Here is a 17,954-nt window from a genome sequence, read left to right as displayed (position 1 = left end):
TCCACCCTTGAGTTTGGCTCCCAGATATGTTCTGCACCAAAGGTATGAGCAATTTCGTGCGTAATTGTCTTATCCTTACATTTCCAAGATAATGTTTAGATTAATAAATATAATAGTTTTGGAAGAAAGAAAATAAAAACCACTGCTATTACAGTGGTTTTTTGTTTATTCTATCACGTCCTTTATATCTACTACAAACGTTTGTTCTTGAATGATGAATTTAGACCCCTAAATTCCTTTGAAACAAAGTATGACCGCACTTTTTACAATATATTTTGGATTAAACTTTAAAAAATTTTTATCTTTTAGGTTTAGGAGTTGTAAAATGAAAATAAATTTACCTGATAAACTGTATTATTCTATAGGAGAAGTGGCAAAAGCATTCGATGTAAACACTTCATTAATACGTTACTGGGAACAGGAATTCCCGATTATCAAGCCTAAAAAAAACAGAAAAGGAAACCGGTATTTCACCCCTGAAGATATTAAAAACCTTCAGATGATCTACCATCTGGTAAAAGAAAAAGGCTATACCTTAGACGGAGCCCGCATCGCACTGACCACAAACAGTAAAATCTCCGAAACCATCACCCTTATCGACCGGCTTGAATTTGTAAAAGCTGAGCTTATTAAGCTGAAAGAGTCTTTGGGTGAAAGAGATGGTGAGTAAGTTTTATACAATATATTAAAATCCACTGCATTTACTGCAGTGGATTTTTTGTTGATACTCTCTACTACTCATCAAATCTGGATAAGCTTCCAAGAAGAAATGCTTTTTTCTATAGTTATGGAAAGCCTGGCAGGCTATCAATAAAAAACATGACCGCTAATCGTTTTACTTTTTCTACCCCCTTCACCAGCCCCCTCTACCCCCTTGAGTAAGGGGATATACCCTGTTATATAAGGGACTAAAGGGTGTTTAATAACCGTCTCCAGCCACTAGGATAAGTGGGTAAAGGTACTTATAGAACGGTCTGGAGGCCGTTAATGAAATAGATGGAGGATGTTCTGAAGTTGCTCCAGCCACTTGATAAAGGGACTCGAGAAACTTACTATAGTGGTTAGAGGTACATTATAAGTGGCTGGAGGTTGTTTATAAAGTGGTTCATGGTATTTTGATAAGGATGTACAAGGGCTTTTTTAAAACAAAAAACATATAAACCTTAATCAGAACATTCAGGTTCAATTACGAAATTATATTATATAAAAACTGATATTTCTGATTACTTTTTAAGCATTAAGTACAATCTGCACATCATCTTTAATCATTTCATTATCAACCATTGACATACTTTATTTTTATTGATATTTTTACTTCATGATGAGAAAAAACTATTACCAGAAATTGGCATTTATGGTCACATTGCTGACTATTTTATTAGCCTACCAGAAATACACCAGCCGGGAAAAAGAACCTTTTCCTGACGTAAAGTTCATTACAGCTCCTTCGTATTCTGCAGATCTATCAGATTTTGATCCCAATACACTGGACAAAGATCAATGGCAGAAACTTGGGTTTTCAGAGAAGCAGACTGCTACAATTCTCAAGTATAAAGATATTGTTGGAGGGAAATTCACATCAAAAGAACAGTTGAAAAAATGTTACGTTATTTCTGACGAGAAATTCAGTGAATTGGAATCATTCATTTTACTTCCTGAAATAACAGAAAGAGGAAATTCAAAAGGATTCAATACGTATGGAAAGAAAGAAATTATCATTGCAGGGAAATTCAATCCTGATCGGTTTTCTGCTAATGATTGGCTTAAAATGGGTTTCAGTGAGAGACAGGCAGAAGCTATTTTAAAATACAGAAATTATCTGGGAGGAAGCTTTATCAGCAAGGAGAAGTTTAAAGAATGTTTTATCATTTCTCCGGAAAATTACAGCAAGCTTGAACCTTATTTGCTTTTACCTGCAAAAACTCCCGAAACTTTCAAGAATTTCGCAAAGAACAATGCGGTCAAAACCAAGATTCAATACCATTCTTTTGATCCTAATCAACTGGGCCAGGAGGGTTGGAAAGCCTTTGGATTTTCAGAAAAGCAAGCCATTACCATCATTAATTACCGGGACAGAAATCTACGGGGAAGCTTTAAAAGTCTGGAAGATCTGCAGAAATGTTTTGTGATTTCTGCTGAGAAATTTCAGGAAATGAAACCTTATATCAAACTCCAGGAAAAGCAGCAGGAAAAAACTGATTTTTCAAAAACAGATCTCAACACCATTACTTTCAGACAGCTTATAGAATTTGGTCTGGATGAAAGAAGCGCCGGTTCTATTATTGGCTTCAGAAAAAAGCTGGGAGGCTTTATCAATAAGCAACAGATTTTAAGTACTTACAATATTGATCAGAATCTTGTTCAAAAGCTGATTTCAACAGCACCGTTGAATACTTCAGATGTACCCAGATATTCATTAGTGGATGCTCCAGAAGAATGGCTTAAAAATCATCCTTATTTCAAATACTCAGCAGACAAAATCATTTTCTACCGTATCAGTAATTCTGATGACAGAAAAATATGGAAACTTTTAAAACTGAAACCTGAATATGAGGAAAGAATGAGATTATATATAAAATAACTTCAGTCCAGACAAAAATTAACATCAACTATTCCAAAAGATTATTTTTGGAATAGTTGATTATGTGAAACACTATTATAATTTTTAATGATGCATATAATTGCTTGGGCCATTGGTTCCCTCAATTGATTCTGGCAGTATTCCATAGCGGTTACGTAAATCAACTGTACCTAAGGTTTTTCCTGTATTGATATCAATTACGCTAATGGTTCCGGAATTTAAGTTGGGGAGATCCAATAAATTATTTTGTACCGCTACAACATCTTTTCCCGATTTAGTTTTAAAGAAAGCCATATGATGTGCTCCTTTATCAGCATCAAAAGTCTTCAAAAGTTTTAGCTGGGGAAGATTACTTAAATCAAAGACAAGTACTTTTCCAGGATCTGCAAAACTCACATACAATTTGTTTGAATCATCAATATACATTTCAAGAGCCCAGCCTAATCCTTGTGTACTCCCGTCAAAAAGCTTAGTAAAAGCATCATATTTTTTGGTTGTAGTATTGTATGGAGCAATCCAGATATCACCCCCAATCATTGTTGTAGAAAGTGCATATTGCGGAAATTTTCCACGCAGCAGTAAAACCTCAACAGGAGCTGACATATCTGTTGGAGAGTCTGCTACCTGATACGTCTCCTTTATCTCATAGGTATTGAGATCTAATAAAGTACAGGTATTTCCCAATCCGGTAGTAAGATCCGGGTGAATGGTTGAGGTTACCATCATTAATCCTTTTTCTTCATTAACTGAAATACCGTGCGGATACATTATAAATTGATTGGGATTAGTCTGAATGGGTGCCTTAATAGTTTTGATAAGCTGATTATTATTAGCGTTAAAAACACCTATACTGCCATCCTTCGGACCTCCTGCTCCCCCCATAAAGGTCATAAAATATCTTCCGTCATTTGTGAAAAATAAATTTTCTCCTACTGTATTCTCACCAGTATCAATAGGCGTTGAATCAATTAATTTTGGCAGCCCATTTTGATCTTTTCCCGTTTTTATCTCATAGAGATAACTGCCACCCAAAGCAGTAGTGAACATTTTTTTTGCGTTTTGATTATAATAAATATGATGTGGTAATACACCAACACCCAATTCAAGCCTGCTGCTGATATTTCCAAAATTCGGGGCTTCAGGATCGAGTTCTATAACGGCAATTCCGTCTGGTAATCCTTTTAAGCTTCTATAATCAATATAAAAGGAAGAATCATTTGAATGATCCGGATCGTGCTCATTTAGACAACTGGTAAAAGTTATTAAAGTCACAAATAAAAGGGCTGCAATAAATTTTAATTTCATGATTTTCAGGTTATAAGTGTTATTGTTATAAATATAATATATTTCTTGTGAAAAATAAAATATATTACACCAATATGTGAAAAATTATGAAATAAAAATAATTCATTAGTATTTCCAGCAATTGATACTGGAAAATAGAGGGAAACCGTTATAGTATAGTATAAGTTTTAGTCGAATGTTTTACTGGAATCTGTAAGCATAGAATTCAGTGCATTCAGTTCATCATCTGTAAGATCTCTCCATTTTCCAATCGGGAGGTCTAGTTTGATGTTCATGATACGGATTCGCTTCAGTTTTTTGACTTCATATCCGAGGTATTCGCACATTCTCCGGATTTGCCTGTTGAGTCCCTGGGTAAGAACAATTCTGAAATTCATATCATCAATCTTTTCTACCTCACATTTTTTTGTAACAGTATCCAGAATAGGAACTCCATTTCGCATTTTTTCCAAAAATCTCGGATTGATCGGCTTATCTACACGAACTATATATTCTTTCTCGTGATTGTTGCGGGCTCTCAGAATTTTATTAACGATATCACCATCACTTGTAAGTAAGATCAGTCCCTCACTTGGTTTATCTAATCTTCCGATAGGAAAAATTCTTTTCGGGTGGTTGATATAATCTACAATATTATTTTTTTCACGTTTCGTATCTGTAGTACATACAATTCCTACAGGTTTATTAAAAATGATATATACCGGCTTTTCCTGAGGTTCTCTGATAGGCTTTCCATCTACCTCTACAAGATCTTCATCGGAAACTTTTGTTCCCATCTCCGGAATTTTTCCGTTTATTTTAATCCTGCCTTCTTCTAAAAGTTTATCTGCTGCTCTTCTTGAGCAGTATCCTACTTCTGATAAATATTTATTGATACGTGTCTTTTCCATTAGTCTTTTCCGTAGCCGGTATAATTTTTATTGCTGAAAATTGTAATTCCATAGCTTAGTCCTATAAAAAATCCATCAGCGCCATCCTTCAATTTATGTGATTCAAAAACAATTCCTCCTTCCTGACTTAATCTTTTTGAATAGGAAACCTGCATTCCCAATCTTCCACCCCAAAACTCTGTATCTGAAATAGCAGAATGATTAAGCTGCTTTCCATAATTAATGTCTATATAAAAAGGCCGTTCTCCGGGAGAAAAAATAATCTTAGGTTGAATAATCCAATAGATCAAATGATAATTATCCTGTATAAAGCTGTATTTGAATCCGGTTCCTACGGCAAAGTTAGGAAGAAAATTATATCCTCCGATAGCAGTGATACCATAAGTAAGATTTCCTAATGAAGATCTCTTCTCAATATACTGCGAATTGTTGGTTTGATTTTTCTTATTAATATTAAACCCTACATTAAGAGAAGGATTGAAATAAAAATCCATTTTTGATTTTCCAGTCTCCATATCCTGAGAAAACGCTTTGACAAAAACAAAGACCAATAAGAAAAGGGATAGTTTTATTTTCATAGACTTTCAAATCTGTACTCGTTATTTAAGAACTGATCTGTAGCATTTTCAATAGCATAGTCACCGATTTTGGTGCGTCTTAACTGAGTCAGATAGGCTCCCACTCCCAATTCCTGTCCGATATCATGTGCAAGACTTCTGATATAAGTTCCTTTTGAACAGCCTACCATGAAGCTTACTAAAGGAAAATCTATTTTAATATCTTTAATGTAATGAATAGTCGTTTTTCTGGCCTTCATTTCCACGTCTTCCCCAGCTCTTGCAAGATTGTAAGCTCTTTCACCATCAATTTTAATGGCTGAATAAATGGGTGGTTTCTGTTCAATTTCTCCAACAAACTTTTCAAGAGCTTCTTGTACCTGTTCTTCAGAAATGTGAGCAATGTCCTGATGAAGAATTTCAGGTTTTTCGGTATCATATGATTCAGTCTGTACACCAATCTTAATCTCTGTCCAGTATTCTTTAGGAGCATCCTGGATCTCAGGAATTTTCTTGGTGAACTTTCCGCAGCAGACAATAAGAAGCCCTGTAGCTCTGGGATCTAAGGTCCCGGCATGCCCGATTTTAAATTTTTTAGGAAGATCAAATTCCCTTTTAAGTTTGTATTTCATTTTATTGACAGCCTGGAAGGAAGTCCAGTCCAAAGGCTTATCCAATAAAAAAACGTATCCTGATTTCAGTTCTTCAGCAGTCATGAATGGGTATAAATGAGTAATTTCTTATTTAAAGAAATAAAAGTAAATCAACAGAGCAATTCCAACAAAAATACGGTACCAGCCCCAAGGTTTGAATCCGTATTTATTAAGCACTCCAATGAATGCTTTGATGGCAATAAGTGCTACGATAAAAGCCACAATATTTCCTATCACAAAGATCATAATGTGATTCTGTGAGGCCATAATCATTTCATATCCTTTCTGTGGGTTTGGCGTTTCTTTTCCCCAGGTTTTAACAAAAACTGAATACACAGTTACTGCCAGCATCGTAGGTACAGCTAGAAAGAAAGAAAATTCTGCCGCAGCTTTTCTGGTAAGTCCCTGTGTCATTCCTCCAATAATAGAAGCCGCACTACGGCTCGTACCCGGCATCATCGCGAGACACTGCCAGAAACCAATAGTGACTGCTTTTCTTATGGTAATTCCTTTTTCATCATCAATTGTAGGATTTTTAAACCATTTGTCAGCAAACAGTAAAACAATACCTCCTAAAACCAAAACTGAAGAAATAGCGATCTGATTTCCAAGTACTGCTTCAATTTTATCATCGAATAAATACCCTAAAACCAGTGCAGGAACTACAGCAAAAGCAAGTTTAAAATAAAACTGAATATTATTTAAGTCAAAAAACTTTTTCCAGTATGCCACTACCACCGATAAAATGGCTCCAAACTGAATGGATACCTGAAACATTTTTAAAAATTCTGTTTCTTCAAGCCCCATAAGGTTGGCTGTAAATCCCATGTGTGCAGTAGAAGAAATCGGAAGATATTCTGTCAAACCTTCTACGATGGCAATAATAATTGCTTTGATTAAATCCATATTCCTTTTAAAAAATTAAAAAGATTAAAAGATTTAAGAATTAAAAAGACCGGCTCATTGGCTTACATCTTTCAATTCTTAAATTTTTTAATCCTTAAATAAAATTATTTTATTTATTTTCTTTTTAAGATAGCGTATACTTCTATTACAAATCCTATAACAACAAACAGAGGTGCTATTCTGATTCTTCTCATAGAAAAGATATCATCATTCCATGAGTTCGGGTCAAATTTACCGTCTACCGTATTGGCATCCGGGCCCATCATCAGTAGAAATCCTACGACAATAAATGCCAGTCCTATCAGCATCCACTTGAAATTCTGCGGTCCGAAATAGAAAGCATTTTCCTGTGGTACTTCAGCTTCATGTCCAAAGTCTGAAGCGGAAAATTTATTTGTTTTTTTGCTCATTGTTAAGAGTAGTATAAATCGTCAACGTTTGATTTTAAGAACCTCCATGTAGCGAAAATTGTACTTAAGACAGAGATAAAAACTCCTACTCCCAGTACTAAGATCACTAACCAGAAATATTGGTTGTTGTCTTGTACGAAAGCGGAACCAATCTGGCTTGTGAAATAATACCAGACACCACCTAAAGCAATAAGACCAATTACAGAACCAATAGCTCCTAAAATTATAGCTTCAATGATGAAAGGCTTAAGAATAAATCTTCTTTTCGCTCCTACCAACTGCATTGTTTTAATAATAAATCTCTTCGAGAATATTTTCAGACGGATGGAGTTGTTGATCAATACAACCGCCAATATCAAAAACAGAATTGAAAATCCTAAGATCCACTTTAAGATTCTGCTCAGGTTATTGTAAACATCCACCATCAAAGTACTGTCATTTTTAACATCGATAATCCCTGGAACTGATTTGATCTCTTTAATAGCTTCATCAATTTTTGCTGGATCTACAAATTCCGGTTTTAAAGCAACTTCAATAGAAGAAGGGAAAATATTTTCTTCAAACAATGCATCACTGTCAATTCCCATACTTTTCTTGGCTTCTTTCGCAGCCATGTCTCTTGAAATATAGGTTGCTTTTTTTACTGGAGCTAGAGTCTGTACCTTTTTAAAAGTTTCTTCCTCCAGTTTTGCAATTTTTACAGAGTCTTTAGCATCATAATTTTCATCAAAGTAGGCGTTCACCACCAACTGTTCTTTGATATAGTCAGAATATTTCTGGGCATTAATCAAAATAAGCCCCATTAATCCTAACAAAAATAACACTAAGGCAATACTTATCACTACTGTAATATTGCTGGACCGAAGCCTTTTCTTATTAAATTCATCTACAGATTTAGCCATTAATATTAAAATTTTTGGCTAAAATAGAAAAAAACTTCCGAAATTTGGGACGAAATAAAGAAAATCATTGTTAATAAAATCATAAAAAACCTTGAGTGTAAAAGCAAAAAAACATCTTGGACAGCATTTCCTGACAGATGAAAACATCGCAAGAAAAATCGTAGAAGGTCTTAGTTTTGAGAACTATAATAATATTATGGAAGTAGGTCCCGGAATGGGAGTTCTTACCAAATATCTTCTTGAAAAAGATCAGAACATTTACCTTGCAGAGATCGATACTGAGTCTATCGAATACCTGAAAAAAAATTATACAAAGGTTACTGAAGAGACTTTTGTGGGAGATTTCCTGAAACAGGACTTCAGTTTTATCAAAGATGATCAGATTGCCATCATTGGTAATTTCCCCTATAATATCTCCTCTCAGATCTTGTTTCAGATTGTAGATCATTATCAACTGATCCCGGAAATGGTAGGAATGTTCCAGAAAGAAGTGGCTCAGAGAACCGCCGCTGTTCCGAGAACTAAAGATTACGGTATTCTTTCTGTTCTGATACAGGCTTATTATGATGTATCTTACATGTTTACGGTGCATGAGAACGTCTTCAATCCGCCACCGAAAGTAAAATCAGGAGTGATCCGCCTTACACGAAATCCTAAGGAAGGTCTTGCAGGCAACGAAATTCTCTTTAAGCAGATTGTAAAAACAGGATTCAACCAGAGAAGAAAAAAATTGTCTAATGCATTGAAATCCCTAAATATTCCTGAGGCTTTAAAAGGTCATGAATTTTTAGATAAAAGAGCTGAAGAACTTAGTGTAGCAGATTTTATACACTTCGCCAATCTCTGGAAAGAAAATCAATAAACTTCAATAATAAAAGCTCCTTTATCAGGAGCTTTTTTGTTGGATTAATAATAACCACCTTTATTCCTAAAAAGCAGAAAGCCTTTCAAAATAAATTTGAAAGGCTTTCTTTTATATTACATTATCAATTTTAGTTTCTGTTTTTCAGCATAATCCATCCTGACCAGTTCATCTGAGCTTTTGATCTTGGATACTCAAAGTTGAACTTATACCAGTATGTTGCTGTAGGAAGTCTCTTTCCTCCAACTGTTCCGTCCCAGATAGGATTTTCTTTTGAGAATCTGAACATCTCTACTCCATATCTGTCATACACAGAACCTGTAAAGTTTTTAAAGTCTCCAAGAGCTTTAAGATCCAATACGTCATTGATTCCGTCTTCGTTCGGAGTAATAATGTTGTTGATCTGCAATGTAAAGAATTCAAGCGATCCTACACAATGTGTACCTACTCTTCTTACCAAAACTGTATAGTTTGTATTGTCTAAAAGATTAGTAAACACGTTTGAATCCTGCCAGCTGATTCCGTTGTCAATAGAATATTCCAAAGTACTTGGCATATTGTTCATCGGAGGATTTTCAGCCGTGATTGTTACTGTTTTCTTGATGCTTTCATAGTTTAGTCCAGTCACAAAAGGAGTAGCTGCACCCATTACTTTAGCTTCAAAAACTTTTTTACAAATTCCGTTGTCAATTTCTACGGAATAGATTCCCCATTGGTCTACATCAATTTTCTGTGTTGTAGCACCTGTACTCCAAAGATATTTATAACCTTGTCCCGCACCTGCGTCAAGAGTCACCTTATCACCGATACACATTTCAACATCTTTTAATGGTGAAGTGATTTCAGGAGTAACTTCGATTCTTATTGTTGCCGGATTAAGAGATTTACAACCTTTTGTTCCAATTGCATATACAGTAAATGTTGTTGTCTGATATAAAGTAACAGTCTGCATATTTCCTGTTCCCATGAAGTTGCTCCATTGGTAAGTATCTCCTCCTTCAGCAGTAAGGGTTACAGATTCTCCCGGACAGATTTTTATTCTGGAAGCTTTTACTTTAGCAGTTGGGGTTACTTCTTTCAGTAATTTCAATTCAACCATTTTACTACAGAAACCACCATTGGAAACCACAACATAAAGAATCTGGCCATCATTACCGTTATAGTTTAATGGAGTCTGAATATAATTGTTGTTCTGTGCTATTGCATCCGCCTGATTCACGTAGAACTTAAAAATAGCTCCCGGTGTTGGGCTAATGGTAGATGTAATTGTACTTAAATCAAAAGTGGTAATATCCGGCGTGGTACAAAGCAGCAATGAAGCATCCTGAGCCAGTGGAGTTGTCCCTCCATGAATCTGAATAGTAGCTTTACCCGGACATGGATTCCCCGGAACACTTACTTCAATAGTATAAGTACCCGGCTGTATAGCTGTAATTGTGTTGGTAGTAGCATTGGGTACCGGCGCACCGTTATAATACCACTGATATACAAGGTTAGGATCATTTACAGAAGCGGTGATTACCTGAGGTACATTATCACAAACGTTGATATCAGAAGGTAATTTTGTTCCTGCAGGGTCTAAAAGGTCTACTCCAATATTGAAAGATCCTCCTTCCAGAAATACTGCAGAGTCATAACTGTGGTCACTATAATCGGCAATTACCATTTTGAAGTGGTATTGCTGCCCTGCTACTACAGTTGCCGTAGCTGTCAATGGAATTGTTCTTCCGTTAAAGTTGGTTTCCACGTTACCTGTGTTATATCCGGCAAAATATTGTTCATTTACCGCTCCACAGCTGGATCCGATTGCAGGGTGAATATTGGTAATACTTACAGGTCCTGCACCTCCGGGAAGCACAGCCATATTCACATAAGGTCCGCCCGAAGTAGGTCTAAGTAAGATCGCAAATGCATCTGCAAAGGTACAAGGAAATGAACCTGTGTATTCTTCGGATGCAATCAAATAGTTAAATTTAATCTGACTTGTCGTAGGAACGAAGTCAAATTCCAAAAGAACAGCGTCATTCAATCTGCTTTCCACTACTCCAATCACCTGTGCAAGATCAGCATCTGATCCTCCACCGTTGATATCACTCAGTCCACCTTCAAAACTGTTACCAGCTCTTCTTGCGTAACCTGTGGAAAGAATAAGCCCGTCTTTAAAAGGGAAATTGGTTGTTGCTTTATGAAAATACCCCCATGCTCTGTTTGCATCACTTGCAGCATGATTCGGAGTGATCTTCACATTACTTACATTCGGAGTCAGGCAGGTATTGGTCCCTGATGAGATCAATACATCTTTTACCATCTTCTCTATCGTGTAACTTGTTTCAGGATACTGTGGAGCATTCACATCAATGAAAACTCCTGCCCTTCTGGATAATGCTGTAGGAATTTCCTTTACCTGTTTCCTGGGTGGCAGGTCTTGTGAAAATAAAAAAGTCGAGATGACTAAAAAAAATAAACAAAGCGGTAGATATCTTCTCATAATATTTTTGTTTCAACAAATTTAATTTTTTTTTAAATATCTTACATACATATTTGTATTTTTTACCATAAAAAAACAATATATGAACCTTTTAAGGCAAATTTTCGTTAATCAATTCCTCATAAATAATGTGATAGCATCGTGTTACAAATTGTTTTAACATATTTATCCCCTAATTAAAATAATTCACAAAACACGATAACGTTTACGGTGTAAAACAACAAAATCTTTCATTGCTGAAAGATTTTGTTATCTATTTTTTATTTTAATAAATTTTAGTTTCTGTTTTTCAAAAGAATCCAGCCTGAGCGTTGTTCCATTTTCTTACTGGCCGGGTTTTCCCACTGTACTCTATACCAATAGGTCCCTGTAGAAAGGTTAATTCCTTTTAAAGATCCTGTCCAGATAACATCGCCTTTCGCGGCTTTGAATACCTCGGCTCCATATCTGTCAAAGATTGAAGCTGCAAAATCTTTGTATCCACTTATTCCTGTGAAATCTATGGTATCATTTACACCATCCATATTAGGTGTAATGGCATTGCTGATAACGAATGTAAAATAATCCAGTGAAGTACCGCATTTAGCACCTTTTACTCTTACCATCAGAGAATACATTGTATTGTTTAGGATACCGGTAAATATATTTGACGGCTGCCATGTCAGTCCTCCGTCTATTGAGTATTCTAAAGCACCTCCTGTTGGATTGCTTGCCGTAAGGGTAAGAATATGATTATCATATACAACATTGGTAAACTGTGGCAGGTCAGGATTAATCAGTTGAGCAGAGAATGTTTTGGAACAAACTCCATTACTGATGATCACAGAATAAGTGCTGGCAATATTAGTCGTTATCGTCTGAGTAGTTGCTCCTGTATTCCATAGGTAAGTATAATTTAGTCCCGGGCCTGCATCAAGAGTTCCTTTATCTCCTGCGCAAACAAATACATCCTTCAATGTAGAAACAATTGCAGGGACCACTTCAATAGTAACTTTAGCCGGATTCACAGAGCTACATCCGTTTCCTCCCAATGCAAATACTGAATATTCTGTTGTTACGGTAGGAGTAACTACCTGAGTATTTCCATTTCCGGTAAGTCCTATCCAGTTATAAGTAATTCCTCCGGTAGCTGTCAATGTTACAGATTCTCCTTCACAAATTTTTAATTTGGATGCGGTAAGTCCTGCGATAGGCGGACCAACCTGAACTGTTACACTTGCTGCTGTTGCAGAAATACATCCGTTAGCCCCAACAGCAAAAACGGTATATACTGTAGTTGTAGTAGGTGAAACAACCTGAGTATTTCCGTTACCGGTAAGACCGTTACCCCAGTTATAGGTGACCCCTCCCGAAGCTGTCAATGTTACAGATTCTCCTATACAAATACGAGGTACTGATGAAACAACAGCAGCCACTGGTTTTACCTTATCTTCCTGCACAGTTACTGTTGAAGTAAATGTACAGCTAAGGTTTCCTGGTTGTGATATGTTAGTAACCGTTAAAGTATACGTTCCACCAGCGCTTACAACAGGGGTAAGTGTATTCCCTCCGGATACGATAGTTCCTCCGGTTGTTGTCCAGGCAATGGTAGATCCCGCAGGTACTACAGATGCCGAAGCATTAATTGTAACCTGAGGAGTTGTACAGGTAATCGTTTGCGGCGCTGCGATGGTAAGGGTAGTTTGAGCTGTGCTTAATAATTGCAGAGATACTACATAGCTACAACCTCCGTTACTTGCCAATACATAAATAGTCTGGCTTCCTCCCGGTGGTGTATATGTTGTAGGCGTTGCAATAAAGTTTCCATTAGCAGCATTAGCATCAGCCTGATTGACATAGTAAGTAAAAGTAACTCCTCCTGCAGTTGTGATCTGAGGTTGAGCTTCTGTAAGATTATAAGTTAAGCCCGGCTGATAACACTTATGCAGTATTGCATTTTGTGCTGTAAAAGGTTCTGACACTTCAATTGTTATGGTGGCAGGGTTTTGAGACACACATCCGTTAGCACCTACTGCTGTTACAGTATAAGTAGTTGTAACAGTAGGAGAAACAACCTGTGTACTTCCGTTTCCGGTAAGGCCATTACCCCAGTTATAAGTAGCACCTCCTGAAGCGGTAAGTGTTGCAGATCCTCCTTTACAGATTTTTATTTTGTTTGCGGTAAGTCCCGTAACCGGTGGCGCGCTGTTTCCTGTTACAGTCACATTACCCACTGCTGTACAGCTGATATTTCCGGGCTGATATATTTTTGTTATGGTTAAAGTATAGGTCCCAGCAGCATTGATAACAGGATTTAGAGTTGTACCTCCCGAAACAATATTTCCGCCTGTAGTAGTCCAGTTGAAAGTAGCGCCTGCCGGATAAACGGATGCTGATGCATCCAATGTAGTCTGAGAATTGGCACAGGTAAGTACTGCCGGAGGAGCAATAGTAGGGGTCATTTGTGGTGCTTTTACCAATTGAAGTTGCGCTACCTTAGCACACAAGCCATTTGCTACTCTTACGTATACTGTTCCGCCTGCACTCTGATAAGCTGTAGGATTTGGAATTGTATTTGTATTTCCTGCATTAGCGTCTGCCAGAGTAGTATAATATGAAAACACGGCTCCCGGAGTGGTACTTATTGAAGCCTGTGCTGATGTTAAATTAAATGTAGCATTTCCGGCAGCATAACAGGCCGTTAATGTAGCATTCTGCACTGTAGGAGATGTTCCACCTACCACTGTAATGGTAGCCTCTCCCGGACAGCTATTTCCCTGGATAAAAACCTTAACGGTGTATACTCCCGGTTGAGTTGCTGTATAACTTGCATTGGTAGCCCCAGCAATCGGATTGGTTCCCAAATACCACTGGTATGTAATATTGGGTCCCTGAACAGAAGCTGTAAAAGTCTGTGGTGTATTATCACACATATTTACAGATCCGGGAAGCTGTACGCCTGCCGGGTCCAAAATTTTCACTCCAATATCAAATGATCCTGCTTCCAAAAATACAGCAGAATCAAAGTTAGGATCCTGATAATCCGCAAGCACAATTTTAAAATGGTACGTTTCCCCAGGAATTACAGTTGCTTTTGCTGTCAAAGGAATGGTACGTCCATTAAAATTGGTTTCGATCTGAGCGGTATTGGTACCTCCGTAATAGGCTTCATTTTTAGGTCCGCAGTTTTGATATTGCGGGTGGATATTCGTTACACTTACAGCACCTGCTCCTCCCGGAAGCACTGCAAGATTGGTATAATTGGGATCAGATGCTTTTTTTAGCAATAGGGCAAAACCATCTGTAATGGTACATGGAAAATTTTGCTGGTATTCTTTAGAGGCAAATAAATATCTGAAAGTAATTTCAGTAGAAGCTGCTACAAAGTCAAATTCTATAGAGGTAGCATTGGTCAGATTATTATTACCAATTCCCAAAGCATTCGCCAGATCTATATCTCCTCCAGTTCCAAGATCATCACTTAAAGTTCCCTGAAAAGTATTTCCTGCTTTATTGGCATATCCGGTAGAAAGTATAATCCCTTTACTAAACGGAAAATTGGTATTTGATTTATTAAAATATCCCCAGCTTCGGTTCTGATTGGTAGCAGACAAGTTTGGAGATACGGTTACATTGCTTACGCTTGAACTGGTACAGGTGGTACCTCCTGATATAAGAACATCATTTATTAATTGGGTTATAGGATAGCCGGATTCCGGGTAGCTTGGTGCATTTACATCTATAAAGACACCTGCTCTCAAAGAAGCAGCTTTAGGTTTTGCAGCAATTTCTACCCTTCCTTTATTTTGAGCCAAAACAAAGTTCCCTAAGAAAGCTAAAAATAACGCTAAAAATAAATTTCCTCTCCTCCTATTTAACATTTTATATTATTTTAAACAAAAATACTATTTTTTTTGATTGAAATTCAAGTTAACACAATTTACATTATTACTAACGCAAATTTATTTATGTTAGGATATCAACTCTATTTATTTTAATATAATAAAAAAAGACTGACAAAATAGTCAGTCTTTCGATTATAATTTTAATTATTCTATATTTTTAAGTAATATCCATCCTGTTTTCACCGTAAGTTCCTTACTCGCAGGATCTTCGAAGGTTATCTGATACCAGTATGTGGAAGTAGGAAGCTTTTTGCCCTGGAAATATCCATCCCAATATGGTCTCACCTTTTCAGCTTTGAAGACTTCTCTTCCGTATCGGTCAAAAACCTGTCCACTGAAATTTTTATAATTAATAACTCCACTGAAATCAATAATATCATTAAGGTTGTCTCCATTTGGAGTAATTACATTTTTCATAACGAATGTAAAGAATTCAAGGAAGCCTACACAGCTTGTAAATTTAACTCTTACCCTGATTGAAATGACTTTATTTTTAGGGACATTGTTAAATACATTTGAAGCCTGCCATGTAACTCCGTTATCCACTGAATATTCCAGAATACCATTACTTGGATTACTTGCTGTAACAATCATTGTTCCATTATCATTATAATCCACTTTTATTACTTCAGGAATCACAGCTTTAATAACCTCTGTTTTAAACTCTTTTGAACATACCCCATTGCTTATCATTACTGAATATACTCCCGGAGTTGCAACAGTAATACTCTGACTTGTTTCACCACTACTCCACTGATAGGTATATCCGGGTCCTGAACCTGCGTCCAGGATAATTTTATCTCCCTGACAGATATGTCCTCCTTTCAATCCGGAAACGATAGCCGGTACCACTTCAATCGTAATACGTGCCGGCTGCAAAGATTTACATCCTTGTGCTCCGATAGCATATACTGTATATGTAGTGGTTTGAGTAGGACTTACAGTTCTTATTCCACCAGTGGTGGCTGCAGAATCACTCCATTGGTATGTCACTCCACCGGAAGCTGTTAACAATACAGATTCACCTGCACAGATTTTTAATCGAGGAGCTGTAAGCAATGCCGTTGGAGTTTCCTCTTTTCTTAAAGTTAAGGTTGCAATTTTACTACAGAAAGCGCCGTTGGAAACCAATACATATAATATTTGCCCATCTGTCCCGGTATAGTTGGTCAGATTGGTGATATAACTATTATTTTGAGCCTGTGCATCAGCTTGATTGGCATAAAAACGGAATACCGCACCCGGTGTTGTACTGATCAGAGGTTTTGCAGTTTCTAAATTAAAGGTACTGAGTGTAGGTGTTGTACAAAGCTTAAGTTCAGCATTCTGTACCGTAGGGCTCGTCCCGCCGACAATGGTTATGGTTGCTTCACTAGGGCACTGATTGCCCGGAACCATTACTTTTACAGTATATACTCCTGGTTGGGTAGCAATATAAATAGCGCTGGTTGCTCCCGGAATGGCAACTCCATCTTTATACCACTGATAAGTCATTCCCGGAATGGCTGCTACCTGTGCTTTCAATTGTTTCGGTGTATTGTCACACATGTTGATGCTGCCTGGCAAAACTGCTCCGGCTTCATCTACAATTTTAATTCCGACATCAAAAGATCCGCCTTCCAAGAAAACAGCAGAGTCATGGGTAGAATCTTTTGCATCTGCCAATACCATTTTAAAATGGTAAGTTTGTCCCGGAATTACGTCTGCTATAGCTGTTAAAGGTGTTGTTCTTCCAAAATAATTAATAAGCAGATGCGGGTTTGCCAATCCTCCAAAATAAGTTGCATTGATAGGTCCGCAACTGAATCCATTGCCAGCAGGAACAATATTGGTTGCACTTACAGGTCCTGCACTTCCTGGTAACACTGCAAGATTAGTATAGGTAGGATCCCCCACTTTCTTCAGCAATAATGCAAAAGCATCAGAATAGCCTAGACATGGATAATCCGAAGTATATTCATCAGAAGCGAATATGTAGTTAAATTTTACCTGATTGGAATTCGGTACAAAATCAAATTCAAGTGCTACAGCATCTGTTAAGCTAACATTGGCTCCGGTAGCTGCTACAAGGTCTGCATCACTCCCGGTTCCTGTAGATTGCCCGACAGCTGCTACATAGTTATTACCAGCTTCCGAAGCGTATCCTGTAGTAAGGACAATACCATCAGTAAAAGGAAAACTTGTTGTTCCTTTGTGAAAATACCCCCAAAACCTGTTGCTGTTAGTCACATCATGATTAGGAGATACTGTAACGTTCGTCACATTGGCTGTTGTACAATTGGTACCACCATTGATCAAAATATTCTTCACCAATTGCTCGGGAGTATAGTTTGAAGGGGTATAAGGAGGTACATTCACATCTATGAATGCTCCAGCTCTAAGACTGGCAGCAGAAGGCTTTATCTTTTCTGATTTTCTGACTGGTCTCGTTTGAGAAAATGCAGAAACAGAAATCAATAAAAAAGAAAAAAGGAAAAAATAGTTTTTTAGTCTATAGATTAACATTTTGTTTTCAT

The 17,954-nt window shown here is 37.1% G+C and carries 13 protein-coding genes; 3 read left to right on the top strand and 10 right to left on the bottom strand.

What is annotated here, in order from left to right; genetic code table 11:
• Positions 1–325: 325 nt before the first annotated feature.
• Positions 326–670, top strand: a complete 345-nt coding sequence (locus KIK00_RS22180; protein ID WP_105683719.1) for a MerR family transcriptional regulator — start codon at positions 326–328, stop codon at positions 668–670.
• A 648-nt stretch (positions 671–1,318) separates the two neighbouring features.
• On the top strand, positions 1,319–2,581 hold the full coding sequence (locus KIK00_RS22175) for a helix-hairpin-helix domain-containing protein (RefSeq protein WP_255814417.1): 1,263 nt from the start codon (positions 1,319–1,321) through the stop codon (positions 2,579–2,581).
• An 84-nt stretch (positions 2,582–2,665) separates the two neighbouring features.
• Here the strand turns inward: KIK00_RS22175 and KIK00_RS22170 are convergent, their stop codons facing one another.
• The 7 genes from KIK00_RS22170 to KIK00_RS22140 form a co-directional block, all read right to left on the bottom strand.
• Complete coding sequence (locus KIK00_RS22170; protein ID WP_255814416.1) at positions 2,666–3,886, bottom strand: YncE family protein; 1,221 nt, start codon at positions 3,884–3,886, stop codon at positions 2,666–2,668.
• A gap of 167 nt (positions 3,887–4,053) precedes the next feature.
• Positions 4,054–4,776 (bottom strand): 23S rRNA pseudouridine(2604) synthase RluF, encoded by a 723-nt coding sequence (rluF, locus tag KIK00_RS22165; RefSeq protein ID WP_255814415.1) that lies wholly within the window; start codon positions 4,774–4,776, stop codon positions 4,054–4,056.
• Entirely contained in the window at positions 4,776–5,354 is a 579-nt protein-coding gene (locus tag KIK00_RS22160) for a hypothetical protein (protein WP_255814414.1), read from the bottom strand. Before KIK00_RS22160 ends, rluF begins: the two co-directional genes overlap by 1 nt.
• A complete protein-coding gene (truB, locus tag KIK00_RS22155; protein WP_255814413.1) occupies positions 5,351–6,049 on the bottom strand; it encodes a tRNA pseudouridine(55) synthase TruB in 699 nt (232 codons plus the stop codon). Before truB ends, KIK00_RS22160 begins: the two co-directional genes overlap by 4 nt.
• A gap of 24 nt (positions 6,050–6,073) precedes the next feature.
• Positions 6,074–6,892, bottom strand: a complete 819-nt coding sequence (locus KIK00_RS22150; RefSeq protein WP_255814412.1) for an undecaprenyl-diphosphate phosphatase — start codon at positions 6,890–6,892, stop codon at positions 6,074–6,076.
• A gap of 113 nt (positions 6,893–7,005) precedes the next feature.
• Complete coding sequence (locus tag KIK00_RS22145; RefSeq protein WP_047376995.1) at positions 7,006–7,302, bottom strand: DUF3098 domain-containing protein; 297 nt, start codon at positions 7,300–7,302, stop codon at positions 7,006–7,008.
• Between the two features lie 2 nt (positions 7,303–7,304).
• On the bottom strand, positions 7,305–8,204 hold the full coding sequence (locus KIK00_RS22140) for an ABC transporter permease (protein WP_255814411.1): 900 nt from the start codon (positions 8,202–8,204) through the stop codon (positions 7,305–7,307).
• Positions 8,205–8,295: 91 nt separating this feature from the next.
• Here KIK00_RS22140 and rsmA point away from each other — a divergent pair, with 91 nt between their 5' ends.
• Positions 8,296–9,066: a 16S rRNA (adenine(1518)-N(6)/adenine(1519)-N(6))-dimethyltransferase RsmA gene (gene rsmA / locus KIK00_RS22135; RefSeq protein ID WP_255814410.1), complete on the top strand. Its 771-nt coding sequence runs from the start codon at positions 8,296–8,298 to the stop codon at positions 9,064–9,066.
• Between the two features lie 130 nt (positions 9,067–9,196).
• Here the strand turns inward: rsmA and KIK00_RS22130 are convergent, their stop codons facing one another.
• From KIK00_RS22130 to KIK00_RS22120, 3 genes are all read right to left on the bottom strand, one after another.
• The gene (locus KIK00_RS22130; RefSeq protein ID WP_255814409.1) at positions 9,197–11,554 is read right to left on the bottom strand and encodes a choice-of-anchor L domain-containing protein; all 2,358 of its coding nucleotides are present in this window, start codon (positions 11,552–11,554) and stop codon (positions 9,197–9,199) included.
• 275 nt (positions 11,555–11,829) lie between these two features.
• Positions 11,830–15,414 (bottom strand): choice-of-anchor L domain-containing protein, encoded by a 3,585-nt coding sequence (locus KIK00_RS22125; RefSeq protein ID WP_255814408.1) that lies wholly within the window; start codon positions 15,412–15,414, stop codon positions 11,830–11,832.
• A 168-nt stretch (positions 15,415–15,582) separates the two neighbouring features.
• Positions 15,583–17,943 carry a choice-of-anchor L domain-containing protein gene (locus tag KIK00_RS22120; RefSeq protein ID WP_255814407.1) on the bottom strand — a complete coding sequence of 787 codons (2,361 nt, stop codon included), beginning with the start codon at positions 17,941–17,943 and terminating at the stop codon, positions 15,583–15,585.
• Positions 17,944–17,954: the final 11 nt, after the last annotated feature.

Origin of the sequence: Chryseobacterium sp. MA9 (assembly GCF_024399315.1) — a bacterium.
Classification (GTDB): Bacteria; Bacteroidota; Bacteroidia; order Flavobacteriales; family Weeksellaceae; genus Chryseobacterium.
Note: the sequence above shows the minus strand (reverse complement) of the source record. Positions and strands in the feature narration are given on the sequence as shown.

What these genes read in the sequence shown, in the direction of transcription:
- KIK00_RS22180 (WP_105683719.1), top strand. Translation starts at nt 326, where the DNA reads ATGAAAATAAATTTACCTGATAAACTGTATTATTCTATAGGAGAAGTG.
- KIK00_RS22175 (WP_255814417.1), top strand. Translation starts at nt 1,319, where the DNA reads ATGATGAGAAAAAACTATTACCAGAAATTGGCATTTATGGTCACATTG.
- KIK00_RS22170 (WP_255814416.1), bottom strand. Translation starts at nt 3,886, where the DNA reads ATGAAATTAAAATTTATTGCAGCCCTTTTATTTGTGACTTTAATAACT.
- rluF (WP_255814415.1), bottom strand. Translation starts at nt 4,776, where the DNA reads ATGGAAAAGACACGTATCAATAAATATTTATCAGAAGTAGGATACTGC.
- KIK00_RS22160 (WP_255814414.1), bottom strand. Translation starts at nt 5,354, where the DNA reads ATGAAAATAAAACTATCCCTTTTCTTATTGGTCTTTGTTTTTGTCAAA.
- truB (WP_255814413.1), bottom strand. Translation starts at nt 6,049, where the DNA reads ATGACTGCTGAAGAACTGAAATCAGGATACGTTTTTTTATTGGATAAG.
- KIK00_RS22150 (WP_255814412.1), bottom strand. Translation starts at nt 6,892, where the DNA reads ATGGATTTAATCAAAGCAATTATTATTGCCATCGTAGAAGGTTTGACA.
- KIK00_RS22145 (WP_047376995.1), bottom strand. Translation starts at nt 7,302, where the DNA reads ATGAGCAAAAAAACAAATAAATTTTCCGCTTCAGACTTTGGACATGAA.
- KIK00_RS22140 (WP_255814411.1), bottom strand. Translation starts at nt 8,204, where the DNA reads ATGGCTAAATCTGTAGATGAATTTAATAAGAAAAGGCTTCGGTCCAGC.
- KIK00_RS22130 (WP_255814409.1), bottom strand. Translation starts at nt 11,554, where the DNA reads ATGAGAAGATATCTACCGCTTTGTTTATTTTTTTTAGTCATCTCGACT.
- KIK00_RS22125 (WP_255814408.1), bottom strand. Translation starts at nt 15,414, where the DNA reads ATGTTAAATAGGAGGAGAGGAAATTTATTTTTAGCGTTATTTTTAGCT.
- KIK00_RS22120 (WP_255814407.1), bottom strand. Translation starts at nt 17,943, where the DNA reads ATGTTAATCTATAGACTAAAAAACTATTTTTTCCTTTTTTCTTTTTTA.